The organism is Sphingobacterium sp. ML3W (genome assembly GCF_000747525.1).
Lineage (GTDB): Bacteria > Bacteroidota > Bacteroidia > Sphingobacteriales > Sphingobacteriaceae > Sphingobacterium.
Window position 1 is genome coordinate 2,801,778 of sequence record NZ_CP009278.1, and the last position, 21,946, is coordinate 2,823,723.

30 protein-coding genes and 1 tRNA gene are annotated in these 21,946 nt (G+C 33.1%); 16 read left to right on the forward strand and 15 right to left on the reverse strand.

The window, feature by feature from the left end; translation table 11 throughout:
* Nucleotides 1-4: 4 nt before the first annotated feature.
* The 11 genes from KO02_RS11950 (at nt 5) to KO02_RS12005 (ending at nt 5,974) form a co-directional block, all read left to right on the forward strand.
* Complete coding sequence (locus KO02_RS11950; protein ID WP_038698600.1) at nt 5-376, forward strand: Cas9 inhibitor AcrIIA9 family protein; 372 nt, start codon at nt 5-7, stop codon at nt 374-376.
* Nucleotides 376-1,662 (forward strand): PcfJ domain-containing protein, encoded by a 1,287-nt coding sequence (locus KO02_RS11955; RefSeq protein ID WP_038698602.1) that lies wholly within the window; start codon nt 376-378, stop codon nt 1,660-1,662. Before KO02_RS11950 ends, KO02_RS11955 begins: the two co-directional genes overlap by 1 nt.
* A gap of 284 nt (nt 1,663-1,946) precedes the next feature.
* Nucleotides 1,947-2,258 carry a hypothetical protein gene (locus tag KO02_RS11960; RefSeq protein ID WP_038698604.1) on the forward strand — a complete coding sequence of 104 codons (312 nt, stop codon included), beginning with the start codon at nt 1,947-1,949 and terminating at the stop codon, nt 2,256-2,258.
* Between the two features lie 19 nt (nt 2,259-2,277).
* Entirely contained in the window at nt 2,278-2,625 is a 348-nt protein-coding gene (locus KO02_RS22795) for a YopX family protein (protein ID WP_200878543.1), read from the forward strand.
* A 185-nt stretch (nt 2,626-2,810) separates the two neighbouring features.
* Nucleotides 2,811-3,170, forward strand: coding sequence for a hypothetical protein (locus KO02_RS11975; protein ID WP_051959896.1), 360 nt, complete (start codon nt 2,811-2,813; stop codon nt 3,168-3,170).
* Nucleotides 3,170-3,433, forward strand: a complete 264-nt coding sequence (locus KO02_RS11980) for a hypothetical protein (RefSeq protein ID WP_038698606.1) — start codon at nt 3,170-3,172, stop codon at nt 3,431-3,433. The genes KO02_RS11975 and KO02_RS11980 overlap by 1 nt, the downstream gene beginning before the upstream one ends.
* A gap of 5 nt (nt 3,434-3,438) precedes the next feature.
* Nucleotides 3,439-3,792: a hypothetical protein gene (locus tag KO02_RS11985; protein ID WP_038698608.1), complete on the forward strand. Its 354-nt coding sequence runs from the start codon at nt 3,439-3,441 to the stop codon at nt 3,790-3,792.
* Nucleotides 3,793-3,799: 7 nt separating this feature from the next.
* Nucleotides 3,800-4,276, forward strand: coding sequence for a hypothetical protein (locus KO02_RS11990; protein ID WP_038698610.1), 477 nt, complete (start codon nt 3,800-3,802; stop codon nt 4,274-4,276).
* A 212-nt stretch (nt 4,277-4,488) separates the two neighbouring features.
* Nucleotides 4,489-5,442 carry a reverse transcriptase domain-containing protein gene (locus KO02_RS11995; protein ID WP_038698612.1) on the forward strand — a complete coding sequence of 318 codons (954 nt, stop codon included), beginning with the start codon at nt 4,489-4,491 and terminating at the stop codon, nt 5,440-5,442.
* Nucleotides 5,429-5,731: a hypothetical protein gene (locus KO02_RS12000; protein WP_038698614.1), complete on the forward strand. Its 303-nt coding sequence runs from the start codon at nt 5,429-5,431 to the stop codon at nt 5,729-5,731. Before KO02_RS11995 ends, KO02_RS12000 begins: the two co-directional genes overlap by 14 nt.
* 18 nt (nt 5,732-5,749) lie before the next feature.
* Complete coding sequence (locus KO02_RS12005; RefSeq protein WP_038698616.1) at nt 5,750-5,974, forward strand: helix-turn-helix domain-containing protein; 225 nt, start codon at nt 5,750-5,752, stop codon at nt 5,972-5,974.
* Nucleotides 5,975-6,028: 54 nt separating this feature from the next.
* On the opposite strand, the gene KO02_RS12010 is transcribed toward KO02_RS12005, so the two are convergent.
* The 10 genes from KO02_RS12010 to KO02_RS12055 form a co-directional block, all read right to left on the reverse strand.
* Complete coding sequence (locus KO02_RS12010) at nt 6,029-6,355, reverse strand: hypothetical protein (protein ID WP_038698618.1); 327 nt, start codon at nt 6,353-6,355, stop codon at nt 6,029-6,031.
* A 29-nt stretch (nt 6,356-6,384) separates the two neighbouring features.
* Nucleotides 6,385-7,860, reverse strand: coding sequence for a replicative DNA helicase (gene dnaB / locus KO02_RS12015; protein WP_051959897.1), 1,476 nt, complete (start codon nt 7,858-7,860; stop codon nt 6,385-6,387).
* A 12-nt stretch (nt 7,861-7,872) separates the two neighbouring features.
* Nucleotides 7,873-8,547: a hypothetical protein gene (locus KO02_RS12020; protein WP_038698619.1), complete on the reverse strand. Its 675-nt coding sequence runs from the start codon at nt 8,545-8,547 to the stop codon at nt 7,873-7,875.
* A 17-nt stretch (nt 8,548-8,564) separates the two neighbouring features.
* The gene (locus KO02_RS12025; protein WP_038698620.1) at nt 8,565-9,299 is read right to left on the reverse strand and encodes an MBL fold metallo-hydrolase; all 735 of its coding nucleotides are present in this window, start codon (nt 9,297-9,299) and stop codon (nt 8,565-8,567) included.
* 2 nt (nt 9,300-9,301) lie between these two features.
* Entirely contained in the window at nt 9,302-10,180 is an 879-nt protein-coding gene (locus KO02_RS12030; RefSeq protein ID WP_051959898.1) for a hypothetical protein, read from the reverse strand.
* Nucleotides 10,181-10,343: 163 nt separating this feature from the next.
* A complete protein-coding gene (locus tag KO02_RS12035) occupies nt 10,344-11,066 on the reverse strand; it encodes a hypothetical protein (RefSeq protein WP_038698622.1) in 723 nt (240 codons plus the stop codon).
* Nucleotides 11,067-11,071: 5 nt separating this feature from the next.
* Complete coding sequence (locus tag KO02_RS12040) at nt 11,072-11,497, reverse strand: hypothetical protein (protein ID WP_038698624.1); 426 nt, start codon at nt 11,495-11,497, stop codon at nt 11,072-11,074.
* Nucleotides 11,498-11,524: 27 nt separating this feature from the next.
* On the reverse strand, nt 11,525-13,666 hold the full coding sequence (locus KO02_RS12045) for a hypothetical protein (protein ID WP_038698626.1): 2,142 nt from the start codon (nt 13,664-13,666) through the stop codon (nt 11,525-11,527).
* Nucleotides 13,667-13,939: 273 nt separating this feature from the next.
* A tRNA-Phe gene (locus KO02_RS12050) sits at nt 13,940-14,011 on the reverse strand.
* 173 nt (nt 14,012-14,184) lie between these two features.
* Nucleotides 14,185-14,481 carry a hypothetical protein gene (locus tag KO02_RS12055; RefSeq protein ID WP_038698628.1) on the reverse strand — a complete coding sequence of 99 codons (297 nt, stop codon included), beginning with the start codon at nt 14,479-14,481 and terminating at the stop codon, nt 14,185-14,187.
* Between the two features lie 132 nt (nt 14,482-14,613).
* Here KO02_RS12055 and KO02_RS12060 point away from each other — a divergent pair, with 132 nt between their 5' ends.
* Together KO02_RS12060 and KO02_RS12065 are read left to right on the forward strand one after the other, a co-directional pair.
* Nucleotides 14,614-15,180, forward strand: a complete 567-nt coding sequence (locus tag KO02_RS12060) for a helix-turn-helix domain-containing protein (RefSeq protein ID WP_038698630.1) — start codon at nt 14,614-14,616, stop codon at nt 15,178-15,180.
* Nucleotides 15,177-15,449, forward strand: a complete 273-nt coding sequence (locus tag KO02_RS12065) for a helix-turn-helix domain-containing protein (RefSeq protein WP_038698632.1) — start codon at nt 15,177-15,179, stop codon at nt 15,447-15,449. Before KO02_RS12060 ends, KO02_RS12065 begins: the two co-directional genes overlap by 4 nt.
* Before the next feature lie 354 nt (nt 15,450-15,803).
* Here KO02_RS12065 and KO02_RS12070 read toward each other — a convergent pair whose 3' ends face one another.
* Complete coding sequence (locus tag KO02_RS12070; RefSeq protein WP_038698634.1) at nt 15,804-16,148, reverse strand: YciI family protein; 345 nt, start codon at nt 16,146-16,148, stop codon at nt 15,804-15,806.
* 72 nt (nt 16,149-16,220) lie between these two features.
* Nucleotides 16,221-17,057, reverse strand: a complete 837-nt coding sequence (locus KO02_RS12075) for a sigma-70 family RNA polymerase sigma factor (protein WP_038698636.1) — start codon at nt 17,055-17,057, stop codon at nt 16,221-16,223.
* A 668-nt stretch (nt 17,058-17,725) separates the two neighbouring features.
* Here KO02_RS12075 and KO02_RS12080 point away from each other — a divergent pair.
* Complete coding sequence (locus tag KO02_RS12080; protein ID WP_038698638.1) at nt 17,726-18,091, forward strand: nuclear transport factor 2 family protein; 366 nt, start codon at nt 17,726-17,728, stop codon at nt 18,089-18,091.
* A gap of 39 nt (nt 18,092-18,130) precedes the next feature.
* Here the strand turns inward: KO02_RS12080 and KO02_RS12085 are convergent, their stop codons facing one another.
* The 3 genes from KO02_RS12085 to KO02_RS12095 all read right to left on the reverse strand — a co-directional run bounded on the left by KO02_RS12085 (nt 18,131) and on the right by KO02_RS12095 (nt 20,645).
* Complete coding sequence (locus tag KO02_RS12085; protein WP_038698640.1) at nt 18,131-18,745, reverse strand: class I SAM-dependent methyltransferase; 615 nt, start codon at nt 18,743-18,745, stop codon at nt 18,131-18,133.
* A 232-nt stretch (nt 18,746-18,977) separates the two neighbouring features.
* A complete protein-coding gene (locus KO02_RS12090) occupies nt 18,978-19,679 on the reverse strand; it encodes a helix-turn-helix domain-containing protein (protein WP_235212244.1) in 702 nt (233 codons plus the stop codon).
* Nucleotides 19,680-20,039: 360 nt separating this feature from the next.
* Nucleotides 20,040-20,645 (reverse strand): hypothetical protein, encoded by a 606-nt coding sequence (locus KO02_RS12095; RefSeq protein WP_038698644.1) that lies wholly within the window; start codon nt 20,643-20,645, stop codon nt 20,040-20,042.
* A 420-nt stretch (nt 20,646-21,065) separates the two neighbouring features.
* Here KO02_RS12095 and KO02_RS12100 point away from each other — a divergent pair, with 420 nt between their 5' ends.
* Nucleotides 21,066-21,335, forward strand: a complete 270-nt coding sequence (locus tag KO02_RS12100; RefSeq protein WP_235212245.1) for a DUF4180 domain-containing protein — start codon at nt 21,066-21,068, stop codon at nt 21,333-21,335.
* 213 nt (nt 21,336-21,548) lie between these two features.
* Entirely contained in the window at nt 21,549-21,797 is a 249-nt protein-coding gene (locus KO02_RS12105) for a methyltransferase type 11 (protein WP_235212246.1), read from the forward strand.
* The last annotated feature ends 149 nt before the right edge of the window (nt 21,798-21,946 follow it).

The window sequence follows — 21,946 nt, forward strand, 5'->3', positions numbered from 1 at the left end:
GATTATGAAAGCATCAAATGATTTCCAAACAACTATTCAAGAGCATTTAAATGAGTTAGCTTCAAAAGATCCATTATTCGCGGAAACCCTGAAGAAAAAGAATAAAAATATAAATGAGTGCTGCCACTACATTTTGTCTGAGGTTCAAAAAGCAAAAAGAAATGCGTGGACGGATCCCGAAATTTTCAATATGGCAGTGCATTACTATGATGAAGATGACATCAAAAATGTAAAATCCATTAATAATTATAGTGCGATTCACACTACTGAAAAAGTATCAGAAGTCGAGGGAAAAGTGAAAAAAGAAGAACCTAAACAATCTGTTAAAAGAGTTCTTCCAAAGCAAATAATCGAAAACCAAATTTCCCTATTCTAATGAAGCCAAGAACAAAATTACACCATCAAGTTGTAGAACTTGCTCGTGATATTCCTCCGATAACAGATGAACAAAAAGCTTGGGCATTTGAAAATTGTATTAGACATATTGGTTTTAGGGCTAAATCAAATAAGGTTTCCTGCTTAAGTTGTGGACATGTTTTCCAAGGTATCCAATTACTTCCAAAATTGGACTGTCCTAGTTGTCAGCGTACAATTTCAATAGTAGACACTCGAAAAAGAAAAGACATGCAAAGAAGCATGATGGCAATAATTACGACACATAAAGGATTCCAAGTAAATAGGTATTTTGAAATTTATTGTTATCATAAGTCTGGCGAAATACCCAATTTTTGCATTTGGAGTGCTTGTGAACAATGGATAAATGAAAAAGGTAAAACAACTATTTTCGGCAAGCAACGAAACCTTTCTTGGTACCATGATACGTTTTCAGGTTATAATGAGATTAGAAATTGGGACCAAAGAAGTAGCAAATATAATTTGAACCCTACTAAAGTTTATCCAAAAATTAAGACTCTTCCAATTCTAAAGCGTAACGGATTTAAAAAGAATTTCCATGGTTTAACTCCTTACGAAGTGTTCTATGGGCTTATTACTGACAGTAAAGCTGAAACTCTTATAAAAGCTAAACAATACAGCTTATTTTTTGAAAGACTGGGAGATAAAACACGTTATGTAGATATGTATTGGGATTCTGTTAAAATCGCCATTAGGAATAATTACATTGTCAAAGATGCCAGTATGTGGCTAGATGAGCTTAGATTACTATCTCAACTAAGGAAAGACCTTAGAAGTCCAAAATATGTATGTCCAATTAATCTTGCTTTAAACCACCAAAGAACAATTAGAAAGCATGAACATATGTTGAAAATTAAGGCATTAGATACTAAGAAAACCCAAATAGAGAAGTACGAAGAACAATACAAACATGAAAAAGGTAAATATTTTGGTTTAAAGTTCAATGCAGGAGATATTACTATTAATCCACTTCGTTCTGTCGCAGAATTTGCAGTAGAAGGAGACCGTTTTCATCATTGTGTTTTTTCAAATGGCTATTATAAGAAAGAAAACTCTTTAGTCTTCTCAGCAAGTTTAAACGGAAAGCCAATCGAAACTGTTGAAGTGAATCTAATAACATTTAAAGTCGTACAATCCAGAGGGCTACAAAATAGATCTACAGACCTGCACGAAAAAATTGTAAACATATTAAATGGGAACATGCATCAGATTAAAAAGTGTCAACGAAAATTAGCGACCATCGCTTAAATTTTTGAACAAAATTATGATGAGTCGGCTATTTCTATAACCGACTCATATTTTCATAAGACTAGTAGTTTATTAGAAATATCATACGTGCTACATATTCTTTTACTTCTGCTTTCTCGTAAGCAGTTACGGTTTCATTATCTATCACCTTGAATAGCAATTCAACTTTACATTTTTTATTTGTCATTTATTTTTTAAGGCCACTTAATTGAGGCTCTATAAATAAATATCAAGCAACAAATGAAAGTGTCATTTATTTATTAAAAAAAATTATAAAAATCACAATGAGCAGATCATATAACATTCCACAAAAATATATCGACCTAGTTGGTACAAAAAGAAAATTCTCTGGAGGCTTATTTTCAGCAAAAAAGGAATTACCGGAAACTGAATACATGATACATAATATCCGCTGGGGATCAGCAACAATAATAAACTACAGAGAACTTAGTGAAACTGGTAAATCAAGTTATGAATATCCTACTGTTGAATATCTACTTAGTAATAGGTCTTCGAAACGTAAACAATGGTCAAGAGGTTTTGCGGTTAGAGAAATTGACATAAATAAATTAGAAAGCGAGGTATCAGGTGAATAGGCAAATAAAGTTCAGGGGTTTGAATATTAACGGTGATTGGGCGTGTGGGAATTATGCTGTCCTTAATCGAGATTATTCAACAGTAAAAAAAGGCCATTATATATCAAATAAAGGTGGGGCGCCATTTGCCTACATGGTACGCCCTGAATCAGTAGGTCAATTCACAGGACTAAAAGACAAAAACGGTGTTGAAATTTATGAGGGTGATAGGGTTAATTCAGGTTATTTCAAAGACTGTATAGTAGTTTTTTGGAATTCAGGCTGGCATTTTAAATCTGACGCACATAGTCATCACTCTTTTAATACAGCAAAACATTCATTTGAAGTAATTGGTAACATTCACGAGAAAGGGGGGAAAGATGCCTAAATCAAAATTCAAATTTGAAAGAGTCTATTTCCTGAATAGATGGAAGCAACCTAACTATGCTCGAAATGAAAATTGGGTGATAATTGGCATTTACAAATGGTGGTCATCACCATATTCATATGCATATATGATCGGGTTGTTCGGGTTAGAAGTAAGGTTTTGGTTTAAAAGAAGCGAGGTACAAGATGGAAAATAATCAAAAACAATTTAGCTGGATTAATAACCATTATGGTTTAAATGCTACCATTGGTCAAGATGTACTACACGGCAAACGTAAAGGAACTATATCAAAGGATATGGGAAATTATATCGGTGTAACTTTTCATGATGATACTGACAACACCTACCCTTGCCATCCTACCAGTGGTATCACCTATTTGGATTCTCGCACCGATTTATCAAAGTTCAAAAAAAAGAACTGGCGGTCAAAACAACGATATCAAGATTATAGAGAGGCTGGCGAATGGTATGGTGGTTCTTTCTTCGACTATCTACGGGACGAAAAATTAATTAAAAGTGGTAAATATTTCGAAAGGAGTTCCTGATGAGTAAAGCAACCAAACATCAGCAAACGATTATTCACTTCGTTAGATCCCACGATAATAAAATCACGAAAAAACAAGCCTGTGAACTTATCCCCTTTTATCATAATACAGCGAAACAAGTAGGTGACATTTTATCCAGAATGGTAAAATCTAAAATGCTCAAACGTATAAAGCCTGGGCATTTTGAATTAGGTACAGGACAAAAGCAAGATATAAATCAAATAGTCATTTTCAATCAAACAGAATTATCATTTAAATCATAAAAAACATGGATTACAAACAAATTGACACATTCGAGAAAGTACTCGAGAGCAAAGGTGAAACTATGGAACAGTTTCAAGAACGGACAAAATCATTAGATATCGACACTGTTGGTTACGAGAAAGTAAAAGCAATAGCTTTTGCTTTAAATGGTGGGAAACATGTAAAAGAAGGATATTATCCATGGTTCTACAACCCTAATCGTTCGGCTGTTGGGTTTTCGTGCTTCGACTACGACTACGACCTCGGCCGCGCGAGTGTCGGTGCTCGCCACCTTTTAATTGATAGCGAAAGAGCTCGTTATGCAGGGAAAACATTCCCATTGGAGTATAGTCAATATATTAACGGAATTACTGAATAATTAAACTATGGAAAATCTAACAATTAGTAAAGAAAATGCGATAAAAGCATTTGAAGAAGCAAATGAAAAAGGAAAGACACTCCTTAAAAATCTTTTTGGAACCAAAGTTTTTGTTAAAAACATCATTGATCAAATTGATAGTTTAGATGCTGCACTTGAATACAACGGTAAAACTAAAGAACGTTTCAACTGGGAAACTGAACGGGATACCGATGCACAAAAAGCAGAAAAAGAAATTGAAGAAATTGCTCTTGCTCTTAGAGAGGGTAAGGAGCTAGAGATGGGGCAACGATGGTATTATCCATATTTTTTAAAACCTACTGGTCCGGCTGTTGGGTTTTCGTCCTACGGCTACCTCTGCGACGACGGCATCGCGCGTGTCGGTGCTCGCCGATCTGTGGATACTTCAGAAAAAGCAATTTACATGGGTAAAAAGTTTATTGACATATACAACAGACTTTTAGGTCCTAATAATAACAAATAAGTAAAATCAGGTTGTGTGCCGTACTGGTTCAGCTGTTGAGTTTTCGTACAACGACTACAACTACGACAACGACAACGCGAATGTCAGTGCTCACAATGCTTTAAAATTTACAACGGCACAAACCTTACCGAATGGTAAAAAATTAACTAATCTTAAGGGGCGTTGGTAATCTAACTCAGATGAAGACGACCCGACAAGCATAGGCGAATTTCATGAAAAGAATAAGTAATCTATACGATCAAATCTGTAGCATTGACAATATATTGCTTGCAGATAAGATAGCACGCAAAGGAAAATCTCGACAATCTGGAGTAATAAATTTTGATAAAAATTATGATCAAAATATAGCAGATATCTATCGCGAACTAATCACAAAAACCTACAAAACATCAACTTACAGGTACGAAACAATTTACGAACCAAAAGAAAGACAAATTGCAATTCTGCCCTATCGTGATCGCATTGTTCATCATGCTATCATGAATATTTTGGAGCCTGTTTTTGTGAGCCTGTTTACTGCCGATACATATAGTTGCATAAAAGGACGGGGTGTACACAAAGCAAGCTATGCTTTACGTGATGCATTAAAGAAGGTCAATGAGACAACATATTGCTTACAACTTGATATACGTAAGTTTTATCCATCTGTTGATAATGATATCTTAAAAACCTTATTAAGGAAAAAAATAAAAGATAAAGAAATGCTTTCCTTACTTGATGGCATTATCGACAGTTCTGAAGGATTGCCGATCGGGAATTATCTCAGCCAATACCTGTCCAACTTTTATTTGACATACATGGATCACCATATCAAAGAAGTCTTGGGTATCCGCCACTACTTCAGATATGCAGATGATATGATAATCCTACATGCAGATAAATCATATTTGCACTACATACATCAAGAAATATCAAGTTATCTGTCCTCACGTCTTAAACTTAGGTTAAAACCTAACCGAGGACCATTTCCAGTGTCATTGGGAATTGACTTTGGAGGGTACAAACATTATCATACTCATACAATGTTAAGAAAGGGTATTAAAAAGAATTTTGCTCGAGCGGTCAAAGCAAATAAACCAAAATCTAGTATAAACAGCTACTTAGGCTGGGCATCACATTGCGACTCCAAAAACTTTATAAAGAAAATATTAAATGAGAAACTTTAGCGATTTCAACATTCAAATAAACAGATTCGAAGGAAAAAAAATAGAAATGGACGATGTTATTGACCAGGATATTCAAATACTTGATTATAAGATAGAACCCTCAAAATATCCAGAAAAAGGTAATGGTCTGAGATTAACACTTCAAATAAAATTTGAAGGGAAAAATCGTATAATATTTACCAGTTCAGTAATACTACAAGAACAATGCATAAAAGTAAGAGCAGTCGATGGATTTCCATTTACTGCTAAAATCATCTCTTTGAAACCCAAAGGGTTTAAATTCATATAAAATCTTTAATTTTGCTTTATGGACATGAATGAATACCTAAACAAACATATAGGATCGGAGATCCAAAAAGCTCGTAAAGAAGCAGGAATGACACAAGAAGAATTGGCAATTAAAGTTGGTTTTTCTACTCGAAACGCCCTCGCTAATGTAGAGTCTGGAGCAAAAGCAGTTTCTATATCAAAAATTGCTCAAATTTGTGAAATTCTCAATCTAGAAACTGTGTTTTTTTTACGCAAAAAATAGAGGGGATGCTACAATAATAAGTAGCACCCCCTCTATATATAAAATAATATATAACTACCTTCCTAACAAATAATTACCAATTACATCTTTTGCCAATTTTCCTTCTATTTTACTTAAGTCTTTATAATAGTCATTTAATATCATTAGGTCATCTATAGAATCAGCTTCAAATTCAGGCATAGCAATGACTAAACACCCTTTTATAAAGTCAATAACACCATATTCTTCGAAGTTATCCCCATCCAATACACCTTTCAGCATAACAACATCCCCAACCATGATCATTTCACCACTACTATACTCAAATGGAGTCGCCAGATTTAAAATATCATTTAAAGCATCCTCCACTAGAGAGGTTAATAAGTAATCATGTGTTTTCATATCTTTTATTGTTTTATATCAGTTTTTAATTAAAAGGGAGCATCATCGACATCAAAATTTTCACTTTCGGAGAAATCCCTTTGAAGGCTATCATTATTAGTAAAATTACTAAAACTATTAGTATCAACAAAGTTTTGTTGAGAAGTTATTGAATCTTGCCAATCTTTAAACTTCGTATATTTCCCAATGAACTCAATAGCAATATCATCTGTTTCCCCATGCCTATTTTTTGCCAGTATTAATTCTGCCAAACCTGCAGTACTTTCTCCATTCACATTTTCATTTATTCCATAATATTCTGGTCGATAAAGAAACATTACCGCATCTGCATCTTGCTCAATTGATCCTGATTCACGTAAATCGGAAAGCATAGGTCTTTTGTTCGGCCTAGATTCCACTGCCCTACTAAGTTGTGACAAAGCCAGTACTGGAACATCCAATTCCTTTGCTACTGATTTCAGCATCCTTGAAATGCTACCTATCTCCTGTTCACGATTCCCTTTACCATCCTTTTCACCGGTCATCAATTGCAGATAATCAACTATAATCATCTCAATATTATATTTAGCCTTTAAACGGCGACATTTAGCTCTAAATTCAAGTATTTTAATAGCAGGCGTATCATCCCAAAAAATTGGAGCATTTTCAATTATTTGCCCAACAATTTCCAACTGTTTAATATCATTTTCATTCAAGCATGATGGTTTATTTAATTTAAAAAGTGGAATTTCTCCAACAATTGACATTTGCTTTCTCATTAATTGTTCTGCAGTCATTTCAAGTGAAAAAACTGCAACCGCTTTATTGAAATCAATTGCCGCGTTAAAAGCAAACGAAAGGGCTAGAGAAGTTTTTCCCATTGCTGGTCGAGCTGCTAAAATAGCAAGGTGTCCTGGCTGCCAACCTCCTGTTAAGCGATCTAACTCAGTGAATCCAGAAGGAACTCCAGTAAAATCAACATCCCTACTAGCTATAATACTTTTAAAAGTTTGTTGATATAATTGAGCATTACTTAATTCCTTCTTTGTAATAATAATACTCTGTAAATCATCTCTTTTTACAGAATTTTCTGAAAGGATATCAAACACATCCTTCTGCCCCATATAACAATCTTCAATTGTATTAGAGCTCGATTTTATAAGATCACGTAAAATATGTTTTTCAACTATAATCCTGCAATGATGCTCAATATTAGCTGATGAAATAACTCGATCAATTAATTGAGTAATAAAATATGCACCTCCTAATTTTTCTAAAACTCGCTTTTTTCGTAACTGATTAGTTAACGTCATCATATCCAAAGGGATCAATGATTTATACATTTCAATCATTGTTTTATACAAAAGCACATGCTTCTCACTATAAAACATCTCAGGAAGTGGAAGGATCTCTAAAACTGTATCAATAACACCTTTTTCAGATAAGATAGTTCCCAATACTACTTCTTCTAAATCTGTCGCGTTAGGCGGTAACTTTGACATCTGTAAACCCTTAATATCCCCCATCGTATCAGCATATTATTTTTTCGGAAGCAAGCCTACTTGTCGCTTCTCGAAATTTGTTAATTCCACTTTCTTAGCCACATTTGGCTCATCTACTGCATTTATAAATCTATCAAGAACATCTGCGCGAAGTATATAAGAAGCTGTAATAAACTTCAACCCATTCTCGAGATGATACTTATCTTTAACAGCTCTACTTAAAGCTTTGAATATAACTGATGAATTATATCCCTCCTTAATTCTACTTCTTAAAAGTCCTTTTGCTTTATCAGTCATTTTATGATCAGAAGCCTTGGCCTTACTTCCACCCTTAATTTCATTAAATCTCTTTATGAAATATGCAAATCTCTCCTCCCAACTAGCTTCAGGTTTTTTAACTTCCATTGTTCCGAACAAAGTTGGAACCTCAACAACTGGACTATTTATAATAGTAGATTCCTCTGTAACTTGTATTATCCACTTCTTATCTCCCGATAAAGGATATTTACTTATTAAATACTGTGCAAACTTTTCACTCCTGGACATACCCCATCCAAATTTATCCGAAATATGCCTAGTACGGATGCAATATTTACCATCCAACTCAATTGTCGCCATTGCATCTAAGAGTGCTTCAGCACGAGAAAAAGTTCTTTTCTCTTCCCATTCTTTAGATTTAAAGAATGCAAGATCAATGGATAGTTTAGACATAGTCGTAATGGCATTTATTAAAAAGGTCTTTTATCAAATGGATCAATAATTAATCCTGTTTTAGCAATTGAAACACGTTTTCCTGTATTTTCAATTACAGTTTTAATATAAGATTGAGCATCGCTGTTTGTTGAAGATAGGTGACACAGTACTATATTATTTACTGCAGAAAGATCATTTTTACCCAAAGTCAACATTGTAGTCTCAAAACTCATATGGTCTTCTAAAATTCTATTTCTCAAGAATTTCATTTCATCTTTCAATTTCGAATCTAATATTTCTTGAGAAAAATTAGCCTCAATAATTATATTATTAAGATTTGGAAATGTATAAGGCACATACGTTGTATCTGTCACAAATAAAGTATCTCCCATTTCAGCATGATTAATTAGGTATCCAACAATAGGTACATTATGTTGCAATTCAAATGGCATAATCTTATATGGTCCGATAATAAATTCTTTCCTGGGAACTACTGGATTGTAGAAAAAATCATAATCTTTAATAGTCGTAATGGTTTCTTTCAACGCAAATATTTTCAAACCAAATTTTCTAGCTTGGACCACATATTTACAGTGATCGGAATGCGAATGAGTAATCAATACACCTTGCACATTTGCTACATCGTAATCAATAGCTTCCATTGCATTTGAGAATTTCACCCCAGCTTCCAAGATTAGTGTTTTTCCCTCACTATCGGTAAATAGGTAGCAGTTCCCCTTGGATCCACTACCTATAACTTGAAATCTCATATTTAGAATCCACGTTTTCTTTCTCCAACAGGATTCCCCTCATTTGGACTAGAAGTATCAAAATTTTCAGTTCGAGCCTCCTCCATTGCAGTGGGCTTTGGATTATCTTTATCTGGTTGTTCAGAAAATTTTAATTCTTCAGCATTAGCTTTTTCTTTAATTTCATTTTTAACTTTCTCAGCGGTAACATCAATATGATCAACATCTATAGTATCACTCATATCTTGAATTTCCTCTGTAGTTTTAATTCCCATTGATAATTCTGGTGCATAACTATTTGTCCAAAAAGTAACTGCACGATATTGTAGCATAAGCGGCGACATCGTCTTCCATTTGCTACCATCCTTAGTCATCCATCCCTCTTCAATAGCCATTTTTATAGTTACCGCAACTGACTCCATTACCTCATCACTCCCACGTTCACTTGTATAAGCAATACATTCAAAATTTTCAATTGGGCCTTTAAAAACTGATTTCTTAGCAATTTTTTTACGAAGTCCTGGATCCCAAACATGCTCTGTATATTCTACATTTTCAATCATTCCCAATGAAGTATGCTTATATTTCATCTTATTATATTGTCCACACGCATTCACTGTCGCAGTTAAAAATTTAGCAGACCAGGAAGGAGTACCCTGGATGATATTTAAATTTTGCATAACCAAAAGAGGATCTGCGCCAATTCTTTGAGCTGTAGAAATTGCAATCATACAATTGGCGATTGCCTTTTCTTTTGGGTTTTTGTCACTTACACGATATCTCTCTGGCACCAACTCACTATTAGAAAACATTGTAGAAATTCTCTGCATTGTCTCAAATTGTTGAGGATCAAAAAAATTAATCTCCCTATTTTGACTGGATTTTACTAATTGATTACTCATTTTATTACTTTTTTATATATACAATAACTTAGACGTTCACTACTCAATGGCATTTTAATTTTATTACACCAATGAATCCATTTATTAGAAGCATCTCTAAATACACAATCATCACATGAAACTTTTATAGATGAATTTAATGGTGCAATAATTTTCTTGGCCACTATTCTTCGATAATTAAAATTAATTCAGAAATATCCTTGATATTCTTGATCTGTTCATCAAAAATAGTATCCCTAAACTCTTCAATCACATCATTTGCAACTGGACTAACCAGCGTACAATTAAGAGATGCAGGATCGATATATACCTCAACTTCAAAAGAAATTTTACTTTGTCCTTTGAAAAGAGGCATTCTCAAATTAAACTTTTCAGGAATATTTGATTCTACTGCTTGAGCCTTTAATTGCACCACATCACCTCGATTATTATTCGACTGTTCAATTTGTTTGTTCACCTTTGCCTTAAAGTTTTTTAAAGCATGGACCAAAGTCATTGCAACGGCAGGATCTTCAAAATGAGATCTATTCATCTTAAACATATCAGCCAATGGCTCAGGAGCAGTATACTCTCCTTTATTTATTCCAAATTTTTGGAATAAAGGATGAGGAACTAATATCCCTTTAATAGTGTTTAGAAGAGGATTATGTTCATCTACAACCATTGTAATCGTATTTTTCTCTCTATTAACAAGTACGTGACATTTCGACGGATCAATTATATCTATCCTTTTTTCCAAGTAACGAACAGGAGAGTCTATTACACCTACAATCTCAACATCTAGATCACGTTCCAATTCAAGAGCCTTACCTTCGCGTAGAGTTAGTTGAGTTTCTCCACCTGCAATAGCTGCTAAAACAGCTTCGTTTTTAATTTCTTTATTCATTTTAATTAATCGTTTGTGCCTTCCTTAGGCATTTGAAAAATTGACTTTTGTCTTTCTTGTGGGAATATTGGCCTCTGCTGTACCATATCCCCGATAGCATTATAGTATCCAACTTGACCACTATCATGATCAACAAATTTAAAACAAGCCTCTTTCACGGCTATCGCTTTAAACTTAATATTGTCCTGAACCCCTGACAACTCATTTTTTAAGGGTTTTTGTTTAGATTTTATGTTAGACACAAAATCTTTTTTCTCTGACTCCAAGTCTTTTATTTCTATAGAAATTTCCGCATGGCGCTCTTTCATTGCCAATAATTCATCAGGACCGAATTGCTTCATATAGTTGATTTCCTCAACTGAATCCGCGTTATCCCTTAAGAAATCTGCTCTTTCAGCAATAGGGAGATCTTCACCTAAAATTTTTCTCATGATTTACTCGATTTTAATTAACTAATTTTATCCTTTAAGTTTTATTTTAATATATTCTTCAAGACTTAAACTCAGGTTATTATCAATATTATACTTACCATATTCAGCCAAAAATTCATCTGAATATTCAGGATTATCAACACTAAGTTTTGAGAATGGAGAAACTATAAGATTAATCACTTGAGCATCTGTCGTGATCAAATCTGTCACAGACTCCCTATTATCTATAAAAATGGGAGCACTTACGCCGTAGTGACTGGATATTGTATTAATAATATCAATACCGGCATTTATTTTTTTCGCATGGTTAAGATCTCCAAACGGCACACCATCAACCATGGTAATGCATGTAGGTTTTACTTCACCATCACCAAGATTTATATCAAAAAACTTAAACCTTACTAACTTAAAATGCTTCGCTACTAACTCTTCGATTATTTTAGCTTTATCTCTTTCAAAAAATCCGATTAGGGTTAATCTCCTTTGAATTTCAGCTACCTCCTGACCCCATAAAATTCCTTCGCTATTGATTTCTTCCTTACGTGCCAAAGCTTTAATTCTAACCTCACCGGACATGGATTTCCGTCTTAAGCTCTCAAGATCAGCGTTAATTAATGCTTTTTTAACCCTAAGATCCTGTATTACTTTATTAACTGATTCATCAGTTATAACCTCAAGCTGTTTCAATTTTAATGATGAAATTTCATCACTATTTGCTCTATAAATCTTATCCACAAATACACGCTCCTCAGTTGTTGTAATTTTCACTGATTCGAGATCTGGATCTGGCATATCTAACAATCTCGATTCTATTTCATTTTTTTCAACAACTATTTCATCTCGTCTATCAGATAATTGCTTCTTATAGATATCATGCAAATCTGTAAGTTCTTTTATTTCAGATTCTGATTTCTCCTTTAATTCTTTTAAAGTCTTTCCTTTCTGCTCTATAGCATCTAAATCGGTATTCATAACTTTATAAAAAGAAACCCGCATTTCTTCTCGCTTCTCTTTAACTTTATTTGGATCAGAAGGTAATTCACCACAATACTTACAGATAAATGAATTGTCATTTACATCAAATTTTTGAGAATTTTTATCATCAAACTGTTCGACTAATAAAAGTAAATCAGCGGAGATTTTTTCAACTTCCCTATTTAACAAATTAACTTTTCCTGGAGTAGATTCTGCTGAAACAATTTCAGCATCAAGCTTTGTTAATTTTAAGTTGATCTCAGATAATTCCTTATTTAAATTATCCCATTCAGATCTTGCCCCCATCAGTGCTTTTTCATAAGCCAGTTTGTGAGTATTCAAAATCGTGAGATTCTCTAATTCCTTTTCATGAATTTGATTGATAAGATTTTTTTTAGCATCATTTTTAGCATTATCTACTGTATTACTATCCAAGATCTTATCTTCCAACTCTTTATATTTAGTCTCATTGAATTTAATTTCAACAGACAATGCTTCTGTATCAAATTCCTCAGGAATATTATGAAGAGCCTCCTCAATACGTACCGAAATTCTATTAATGTCTTTTTGAACCTCAGCTTTACGATTTTTGAGTTTAGATTTTAAACCATTTAGCGTAATGAGATTTATCTCATCAATAAGTTCATTATATTTACTTTTACTTTTAGCTATATCTTCATCAGACTTTGTTCCGCAAATAGCCTCAATATACTTTCTGCGTATTTCTTGATCTAATGAATTGAAATGAAATGGATCAGTAATCATTTTAAAAGTCTCTTCGGAAATAATACTTCCAATCTCAGATTTATACTCCCCTGCTTTTCTAACAAGATCATTTATTCTGTAGATATTAGTGTGACCGACCAATCGATCCACACCATCTTCCGTTTTCCAATTTTCTACCTGAGAATGAAATGTTTTTAACTGTTTACCATTATTATCAAATTCACCCTCAACTGATGCAGAAGCATTTTTAATCGACACACCATCTTTGTTTAAATGCTTCTTAGTAAAATCACTGTTGTTTTCAGCATTTTTGTCCTCAAGCATAAATTTATACCCATGGATTAATGTTGTTTTCCCAGTTCCATTAGCACCGTAAACGTTTGTAATTTTTGGACCGAATTCAATTTTTCTATTCTCAAACCCCATAAAGTTTGCGAACTGTAACCAGTTTAATGTTAATTTTTGCATGCTATATATATAATAAAGTTTAGTATAACTAATCCATTTGTTTAAAAAAACTTCCTCGCCATTTTTAGAAATACAGTTCTCTCTACCCTTACTAATTCAGGTTGAACCAAAAAATAAAGAGAAACAATTTTTAATAAGGTTGAAATGACGAATAGCATTAATCCCACCAATAATAGTGGACTGATCAATATGAAAACTACTTTTTTCATCTGGCTATAATTATTTGTTATAAAATTAGTTTTGGCTAAAAAAACCAATCCCTTACCTTAATTGTGGAGATAACTGGAATCGAACCAGTCCACATGGATTTTCAGTCCACCGCTCTACCAACTGAGCTATATCTCCAAATTTCCTTCATAATAAACCGTGGAGAAACGGAGAGAATCCCCACGGCAGCCATTATTAACCTAAATTATGAAAAGAGAAAAAGGGCACGGAATCGAACCGCGATCTTGTGGTCTTAACAACATGTAATACCATTATACTATCCCTATTTATTCACCGCTCCTTACGTAGGATTAATCTTCTCGAAAACGGGGAGTACTTTTAAAATATTCATTAACATAATGAGGTGATTCAATACCTTGCTCATTTATTAATCCAACACTTTCTTTTAAAATCAGATCACTTTGATCAGAAGGATTCTCCTTCAATAAAAATGATAATGCATTTATTATTGTCACTCTAGTAACCTTAATTCCTGAAATTCTTGTTACACGATCTGCCAACATATTATATGCACCGTAGTAGCTTAAATTCGACAAAACCCAGTTTTGCACTAGACAACGCGGTACTTTTTCAAAAGAAATGTCCATAATTTCAAATTTTAAGCTTACATTTGCTCCATTAAATGTAAACTATATTGTTAATCCTTTAAACTTGTTATACAAAGGTAATTGAATAGTTTACATTATCAAAACAAAAGTTTACAAAAACGCAACCACAATATGGAAAATACTGATTATCAAATAGATAATTTTTCAAATAAAATTGCTGACAACCTAAATGTTCTAATAAATTCATTTTTTGATGGACAAGCGAAGAAATTAGCAGAAAAATTAAATGTTTCAAAATCGACTATGTCACACCTCACCTCTGCGCATAGACTTCCAAAATTTCATGATGTTATTAAGTTATATCAGTTGGGTATATCGGCTGATTTTCTAATAGGTGGAAAAGGCCCACAATTATTATTTGGATCTGATAATCTTGAAGAGGCGCAGATTGCCTACTCTAATAGTTTTGATATTGAAATTAAAGACGACAAGATGGCTACAACGTTAAATCACAGTTCTATAGCCACATTTAAAACAATTGAAAATCATGACCTAGATGTTGGAGGAATCTATTATGTAAAAAGACAATTAGGTTCACCATTTATCGCTAGATTAACCGGACAAAATCAATGGGTCTTTGATAATTCAAACTATAAGGAATTTGAATATATGGTTAGTGAAGCCGATCAAGTTGCAAAATTAATAAAGGCAGTAAACTATCATTTCCCAACAAAATGAATTTAAATAAAGCAAATATTTTTAAAGAAATTGGTTCTAGGCTTAGAAAAGCCCGGGAGATGAAAGACATGACAGCCACAGAAGTTGCTGCTAAAATAGGTCTTCAAAAAACGGCATTCTCGCACTTTGAAAACGGCACTAACATGCCAAAACTCTGGATATTTTTACAATTATGTGCAATTTATGAAGTCAATCCCTCATATATATTGTGCTTGGATGATACATCTACAATAAGTAAACAAAAAATAGAAAAACTATTTAAAATATAGTGGGTGCAAAACTGGGTGCAGAGCTGAAACTAGAAGTATAAATTATATAGATTAAGAGTCTTTAAGAAGGTTTTTTGTTAAAAGGTTAAAGTCCCAGCTGGATCACAAAAAAGCTTCACAGAAATGTGAGGCTTTTTTTGTATCTTCTGGATTCGAAAGAAGCGTTGGGATGGGTTCGACCATTCTCATTGCGGATATGTGTTCGGGATATGAGCGACGTAATAAATCCCAGCTGGATTACAAAATAAAAAGCTAATCGCAAGATTAGCTTTTCTTGTTTTAAAGCCCTACAGCGGTTTTGCTGTAAGGCTCTAGTTATTTTTCTGTAAAGCTCATTTTGCTTTTGATCAAATGTTAATCCCGTTTCAAAACTTCTCTCACTTCAATGTTTCCTCCTACCTGGTCAAAAATCGGATTGCCTTTTGCGATTTCTACCGCTTCATCAATGGTATCGGCTTTTATCAGAACGTATCCGCTGATAAATTCTTTGATTTCGGTGCAAGCACCATCTGTTACTACGTTGTTGGGTTTTACGGTTTTGGCACTTCCTACATTTGGTAGAAACGTGTTGCCTTTGTCAGTTAATTTGTTTTGTGAAGCAATTCCTGCTAACCAATTCATACGTTCCTGCATTTGCTCGGGCGAGGGTCTGAAATCGGAAATGTCTTTTAATCTGAAAATTAATGCAAATTCTTTCATTGTCTAAAAAATTTAATTGTTTCTAACAAGACAATTCCAAATGTTGTAACGTGACAAAAGAAAAAAAGGATTTTAAATTTTCAACAGTTTATCTGGGTCAACTACAGAAAAAATACTGGTGACTTTTCCGTCCGGGTTTAACTCAAATATCTGACAGTTTATCAAGGTTGTACCTCGGTAAAACAGTAATGCAGGTTGATGGTTGATTTCTTCGATTTTTATTTCAAGGTCTTTTTGATAGTATTCAAACACATACGTCATCAGCTTAACTGTGTCTTCAATTCCCGAAGTTAATTGAGCAATGACTTTTAATTTGCTTCCAGCGTCAGCCAAAACCCTGACCTCATCAGATAGCATTTGTTCCAAAGTTTTGACGTCACCCTTACGGATTGTTTCCACATATTTCTCTAAATGTAATCTATCTTTTGTGGACGATGGAAGGATGTCGGGCTTCCGCAACTTCAATTTCTTTTTAGCCCTTGTGAGTAGTTGGCGGGAATTGTCTATAGAAATGGTTAATATTTCCGCTATTTCATCGTGATCGTAATCGAACGCTTCTTTTAGCAGAAACACGGCTCTTTCTTTTATATTCAAAGTGTCAAGTAAAACCAACATTGAATAGTTGAGTATCTCGTCTAATTCAATGTTGTTTTCGCCTTGATTGGTAACGATTGGTTCAGGTAATATGAATTTTTTTTGCCTTTCTCTGTCGTTTTTCTTTTTTAGATTTATAGCCTGGTTAATTACGGCTTTTATCAGATACGCATTTTGATTGGAAATTGAACTGACATCTTTTTCATTATAACGTATAAAAACATCCTGAATGATGTCTTGGCTATCGTCAATATTCCCCAAGATGTTGTAAGCATAAGGAAATAGTTTTTTGTTAAATTGTTTCAAATCGTCCATTTTTTTGATTTTAGAGTTAGACAATGTCGAAGATAAGAATGTGACAAGTTTTGAAAAATTCTTTCCTTTTACTGTTCTTAAACATTTACAAACAGTTATCCCTCCTTATAAAGGCGCATTCTCCCGCTTTTATAATTGTCTTTTTGTTCCTGTCCAGAATTACCTGTTCACCTGAATAGAGATAAAGTAACTCATTATTTACCTATGTTATCAATGGCTAAAGTTACTCATTTCTCCATCGTCATGCATTTCTTGATAACGATTTAACAAAACAGTCCTAACTATATTTGAAAAACCACATTATGAAAAGTATTAAAAACTTAAGGAGGTGATTTCAATTTTTGAAGACGATGCAGAGAAATTCTTTGAAAGCGAGGTAACCGCTTGGAAGAACCCTTGATTTCAGCCTTGTCCCCCGATCATAAAGTTGATCGTACCAAAATCTGTGATGAGAACCTACTTTTAAACTGATCTAAGCTCGTTGCGGCATAGTTCTAAATTTCAAAACTGTGAAATCGAAAATGTAATCAAATGAAAATCAATGTGATTAATATTTTTTTGTATTTTAGTAGTTGAGGAAATAACTCATACATACAAAATGCCGTTGTGATAATTTGAGATTTGATTGTAACCTGATTAAAACATAACATCTCTATAAATTGAAAAAAATGATAACAAAAAACGATATCCTAACTCTTGAAAACCAGCTTTACGAAGCTATGAAAAGTAGTAACTTACAAATACTCGATAAACTATTGCACAATGATTTACTTTTCATCGTCCCAAGTGGTGAAACCATTACCAAAGAAATGGATTTAGAAACCTATCGTAATGGCAATCTAAAAATAGTTGAACTTATTCCAACAGTTGAACAGTTAAATATTATAGATGATTTAGCAGTTATTACGTTGAAAATGAAATTAAAAGGGAATTATAACAGTCAGCCATTTGAAGCCCAATATAGATATATTCGCTTTTGGAAAAATTTCTCCGATGGAATAAAAGTTGTAGGCGGAAGCGGTATTTCGATTTAATTCATCTTCAATAATCTGCTTACTGTTATTTTATTGCTCCTACTTAGCGGTATTTATTTTCTGGCATTTTATAAGGTAGAAAGGATAATTTTCGGCTACTTCTGTAATTTCAAATAGTCCTGTCTTACCAAATTCCTCTTGTATTGTTTCCTTATCATAAAAGAACATTTTAACACCACCAAACATTTCAAAACGATCTTTGCTAATTTGTTTACCTTGTCCATAAGTTTGCGCTTTTTTGGTAATGGTGGTAAAAACCATATAACCGTTTTCTGCTAATTGATTGTAGCAATCAGAAATAAGTTTCGCTCTTTCATTGTAGTCTAATAAGTGAATTAAAGCGTAACAAAAAATACCGTCATATTGGTTGTTGTCAAAAGGCATATCAGATACAGAACCGTGATGAATTATCATTTCTGTTCCGTAATGTTTCCATGCTAACTCAATTGCCGTTTTCGAAATTTCGATTCCCGTCACTTCAATTCCATTCTCTCTGAAAATTTGTGCATTACGTCCGTAACCGATACCCGCAATGAGTATATTTGTCACTCCATTCTTTACAAAGAAATCTTTGGTCAATACAGCAGATATAGCGGGTTCAAAGCCCCACATTTCTTGTTTATCCTTAAATGCTTCTTCCCAAAATTCTGCCATAGTATTTGTTTTTTACTGCAAATTTTATCTTCTATAAGGTAACCAATAAATCTCGATCGAATTATGAATGTTATTATTTTTTCTGAATTTATTGTATTCCCCTACTCTTTTATAATTGTATGTCATACAGAATGAGGTAGTTCGATTTCACTTAAATCTAAATTTATTTTTATCTCCGGCAATTCTTTTCAAGCGTGAGCAATATTCGTTCTACGTGAATTCCAATATGCTCTTAAAAACAATCTGAAGGAAGTTTTCCGGTACAAGACTTGAAATCTTTTATAAAATGTGATTGATCATAGTACCCTGCATCTAATGCAATGTCCGTTAAACGACTATTTTCAACTGGATTTTCAAATAAGTTTCTAAATCTTACAATGCTTGCATATTTCTTTGGAGTGGTCCCGACTAAATGCCTAAATCGCTTTTCAAAGGTATCTCTACTGATGGGGAGTTTATTGACCAGTTCTTTGATAGAAATGATTCCTCTCTTTTTTTTTATTTCTGAAATAGAATCGTATATAATACTATCTAAATTATTAGAAGCTATCTTATTAACTAGAAAACGTTCTATCACTTCAACCATTTTATCATGAGAATTCTGACCTTTAAGCTGCTGAAGCATAGTTAGATTTGTTTTACTGTTGAAAAACTCATCCATTGGGATAAACTTTTCAAAAAACTCATTCAAAGGTTTGTCGGTTATGGTCGAAGCAAAGCCTGGATTGAATATAACAACAAATAAGGTAACGAAATCAGAAAATGTAAAATGAAAGAATCTTTGCGTTATACCGAAAGAAACCGCCTTAGGCAAATCAATCTGTGAACCATCGTTTTGTAATAGATAAATACTTCCTCTCAAAATATAGTTGAGCGAAAATGAAGTGCTCGGCAGTGTTTCGAGAACCATACTCTCCGTACATTCTAAAATCATGTACTCTTTAATGGCTAACTTTAGAGCATCACAAGGTTCATATCTATATTCTACTCGCTTATTATTAGTATTATCTTTAAAAAAAATAATATTATTTTCTCCCCCGTCCATCATGTTCTCATTTAGCTGAATAAATGCAAAATATATAAAACTACATCAGGACGCTGAACTCATTTTATTTATGCAATTTACGTTTGTTTAACTTCATTAGCAGGTGTGTTACACCTTGCTTTTAGACTCACTTTAAGTGGATGTTTATATGAAGTTACTGAAAAATTATTTATTCCTATTCTTTAAATGCGGACAAATTGGATGGCATTATTTTCGGCAGCAAATTTTATTCAAAAAAACACAAACAATTTAATCACCTTTTTTCCAGGAAACTACACCTTCTTTATCATACATTTCAATTGCGGGAACACCTAAACTATCTACTTTTAAAACAAGTCTGGGTATTTCGTTTGCATCTTTTATGACCAAAGAGGCATTTCCATTTTCTGTAACTATATTTATTCGATTAATATTGTAACCAGGTTTACCAGAAAGATCCTTGTCATTGATGGATATCCCCGCTTTAAAATAATTCGTCAGTATGTTATCTTGGGCATACATACCAATTGCATCAGCATTTTGATAATCGAAGGCTATAGCATTCAAATTCATATTATCGTATTCTGATATGGCAATTCCACCGCGTTCGTCACCATTTTTATCATAGAAAATAATCCCAGCCGGTGTCATTTTTCGTTGATACTCTTTTCCTTTAATAATCGGTTTCGGTATGTGATTTTCATTCGAAATCACAACTCTGTTTGCACCATCTTGGTTCTTGATGTCTATTCTTTCTAATTGCAACGAGTTAGATTGCTTAAAACATAATAGATAGATTATAAAACCCACAAACAAAAGATTCAATGCGACTAGTATGCTTAAAAAAGACTTTAGTTTTCTCGGTATTTCCTGCATAGTTTTATGAAATTGCTGGTTTGCAAGCTACGTCATACCAAAATGTTAAGATTGTAAAAAATCAGGAAAAATGAACAAGCCTTTTATTTAAAATTTTCGTAGCCAGTATTTGGCGGTTGGCAATTTTTATTTATGCTGATAAATGAAACTATAATAATAGAATTCCTGATTTTATACAATTAAAATTAAGGTGCAAATCAGAACTTGCAAGGTGATTTACAGCAGGGTACAAAAGGAATATCCGAAGAGTCGGAAAAATCATTCGTATATTGATTTCTAATATATAGGAGACAAAGCGATAAGTTTAGCTGTCTTATAAAATAAATTGTTAACACGGATATTAAAACTCACAAAATAGACGATACAGCAATTGCTGAAATAATTTCTGATAAAATAATAATTAATAACACTGAAGATGCCTTGGATTTGCTAGGTAATATATATTATCAAGGTTTTGATCATATACTTATTTATCAAAAAAATATAACTGCTGATTTTTTTGATTTAAAAAACAAAATGGCAGGAGATATTCTTCAAAAGTTTTCGAACTATCGTGTTCATCTAGTAATAATCGGCGATTTCACAAAATTTACGAGTAAAAGTTTAAAGGATTTTATCTATGAAAGTAATAAGGGTAAGCATGTTAATTTTGTTGAAAATATTAGTGAAGCATTAAATGCTCTTAAGTAAAGTAAATTTTGGTAAAACGGTGAAATAGTAACAAAAATGTCGTTAAATTAAGAAATAAGAATGTTTTTAAGTATGCTGTCCGACAGGTAAACTTAGCCACTATATTGCAAAAGAAAAATATATTCCCTTGGATGAATTATTAAAAGAAGTAGAGTTTGAAGGATAAAATCAGTGTGATAGAACTTAGATAGTTTAATAGCAAACAATAAAATAATGGAAAGTGAATCTCAAATAACAAAGATAAAAACGGTTAAAATATTCAAGACAAACGTTCGAAATTATAAAGATGTAGCTAACATAGTAACTTCTCTTTTAATAATATACCCATCTTATAAGATAAATTTTGATCTTGCTGATGGCGATAATATCCTTAGGATTGAAGCCAATCAATGCGAAATTGATACTGACCAGATTATGCAGTATATGGTCAGTATCGGTTATAGCTGTGAGGGAATAGAATAGTTTTAAAATACAATTACCATTGAATTGCATTTATAAGGTAGACCGAATGAAAAATATTTTCAAAATATATTCATGCAGATTTAGTTTGATTATAGCTCTTTGTGCACCTGTTTCTCTTTTGTTGCCTCTTTCACCAGCTACACCCGCGG

Bases quoted from the DNA above. Each gene is read 5' to 3' on its own strand.
- KO02_RS11950 (WP_038698600.1), top strand. From the start codon at position 5: ATGAAAGCATCAAATGATTTCCAAACAACTATTCAAGAGCATTTAAAT.
- KO02_RS11955 (WP_038698602.1), top strand. From the start codon at position 376: ATGAAGCCAAGAACAAAATTACACCATCAAGTTGTAGAACTTGCTCGT.
- KO02_RS11960 (WP_038698604.1), top strand. From the start codon at position 1,947: ATGAGCAGATCATATAACATTCCACAAAAATATATCGACCTAGTTGGT.
- KO02_RS11975 (WP_051959896.1), top strand. From the start codon at position 2,811: ATGGAAAATAATCAAAAACAATTTAGCTGGATTAATAACCATTATGGT.
- KO02_RS11980 (WP_038698606.1), top strand. From the start codon at position 3,170: ATGAGTAAAGCAACCAAACATCAGCAAACGATTATTCACTTCGTTAGA.
- KO02_RS11985 (WP_038698608.1), top strand. From the start codon at position 3,439: ATGGATTACAAACAAATTGACACATTCGAGAAAGTACTCGAGAGCAAA.
- KO02_RS11990 (WP_038698610.1), top strand. From the start codon at position 3,800: ATGGAAAATCTAACAATTAGTAAAGAAAATGCGATAAAAGCATTTGAA.
- KO02_RS11995 (WP_038698612.1), top strand. From the start codon at position 4,489: ATGAAAAGAATAAGTAATCTATACGATCAAATCTGTAGCATTGACAAT.
- KO02_RS12000 (WP_038698614.1), top strand. From the start codon at position 5,429: ATGAGAAACTTTAGCGATTTCAACATTCAAATAAACAGATTCGAAGGA.
- KO02_RS12005 (WP_038698616.1), top strand. From the start codon at position 5,750: ATGGACATGAATGAATACCTAAACAAACATATAGGATCGGAGATCCAA.
- KO02_RS12010 (WP_038698618.1), bottom strand. From the start codon at position 6,355: ATGAAAACACATGATTACTTATTAACCTCTCTAGTGGAGGATGCTTTA.
- dnaB (WP_051959897.1), bottom strand. From the start codon at position 7,860: ATGGGGGATATTAAGGGTTTACAGATGTCAAAGTTACCGCCTAACGCG.
- KO02_RS12020 (WP_038698619.1), bottom strand. From the start codon at position 8,547: ATGTCTAAACTATCCATTGATCTTGCATTCTTTAAATCTAAAGAATGG.
- KO02_RS12025 (WP_038698620.1), bottom strand. From the start codon at position 9,299: ATGAGATTTCAAGTTATAGGTAGTGGATCCAAGGGGAACTGCTACCTA.
- KO02_RS12030 (WP_051959898.1), bottom strand. From the start codon at position 10,180: ATGAGTAATCAATTAGTAAAATCCAGTCAAAATAGGGAGATTAATTTT.
- KO02_RS12035 (WP_038698622.1), bottom strand. From the start codon at position 11,066: ATGAATAAAGAAATTAAAAACGAAGCTGTTTTAGCAGCTATTGCAGGT.
- KO02_RS12040 (WP_038698624.1), bottom strand. From the start codon at position 11,497: ATGAGAAAAATTTTAGGTGAAGATCTCCCTATTGCTGAAAGAGCAGAT.
- KO02_RS12045 (WP_038698626.1), bottom strand. From the start codon at position 13,666: ATGCAAAAATTAACATTAAACTGGTTACAGTTCGCAAACTTTATGGGG.
- KO02_RS12055 (WP_038698628.1), bottom strand. From the start codon at position 14,481: ATGGACATTTCTTTTGAAAAAGTACCGCGTTGTCTAGTGCAAAACTGG.
- KO02_RS12060 (WP_038698630.1), top strand. From the start codon at position 14,614: ATGGAAAATACTGATTATCAAATAGATAATTTTTCAAATAAAATTGCT.
- KO02_RS12065 (WP_038698632.1), top strand. From the start codon at position 15,177: ATGAATTTAAATAAAGCAAATATTTTTAAAGAAATTGGTTCTAGGCTT.
- KO02_RS12070 (WP_038698634.1), bottom strand. From the start codon at position 16,148: ATGAAAGAATTTGCATTAATTTTCAGATTAAAAGACATTTCCGATTTC.
- KO02_RS12075 (WP_038698636.1), bottom strand. From the start codon at position 17,057: ATGGACGATTTGAAACAATTTAACAAAAAACTATTTCCTTATGCTTAC.
- KO02_RS12080 (WP_038698638.1), top strand. From the start codon at position 17,726: ATGATAACAAAAAACGATATCCTAACTCTTGAAAACCAGCTTTACGAA.
- KO02_RS12085 (WP_038698640.1), bottom strand. From the start codon at position 18,745: ATGGCAGAATTTTGGGAAGAAGCATTTAAGGATAAACAAGAAATGTGG.
- KO02_RS12090 (WP_235212244.1), bottom strand. From the start codon at position 19,679: ATGATTTTAGAATGTACGGAGAGTATGGTTCTCGAAACACTGCCGAGC.
- KO02_RS12095 (WP_038698644.1), bottom strand. From the start codon at position 20,645: ATGCAGGAAATACCGAGAAAACTAAAGTCTTTTTTAAGCATACTAGTC.
- KO02_RS12105 (WP_235212246.1), top strand. From the start codon at position 21,549: ATGGAAAGTGAATCTCAAATAACAAAGATAAAAACGGTTAAAATATTC.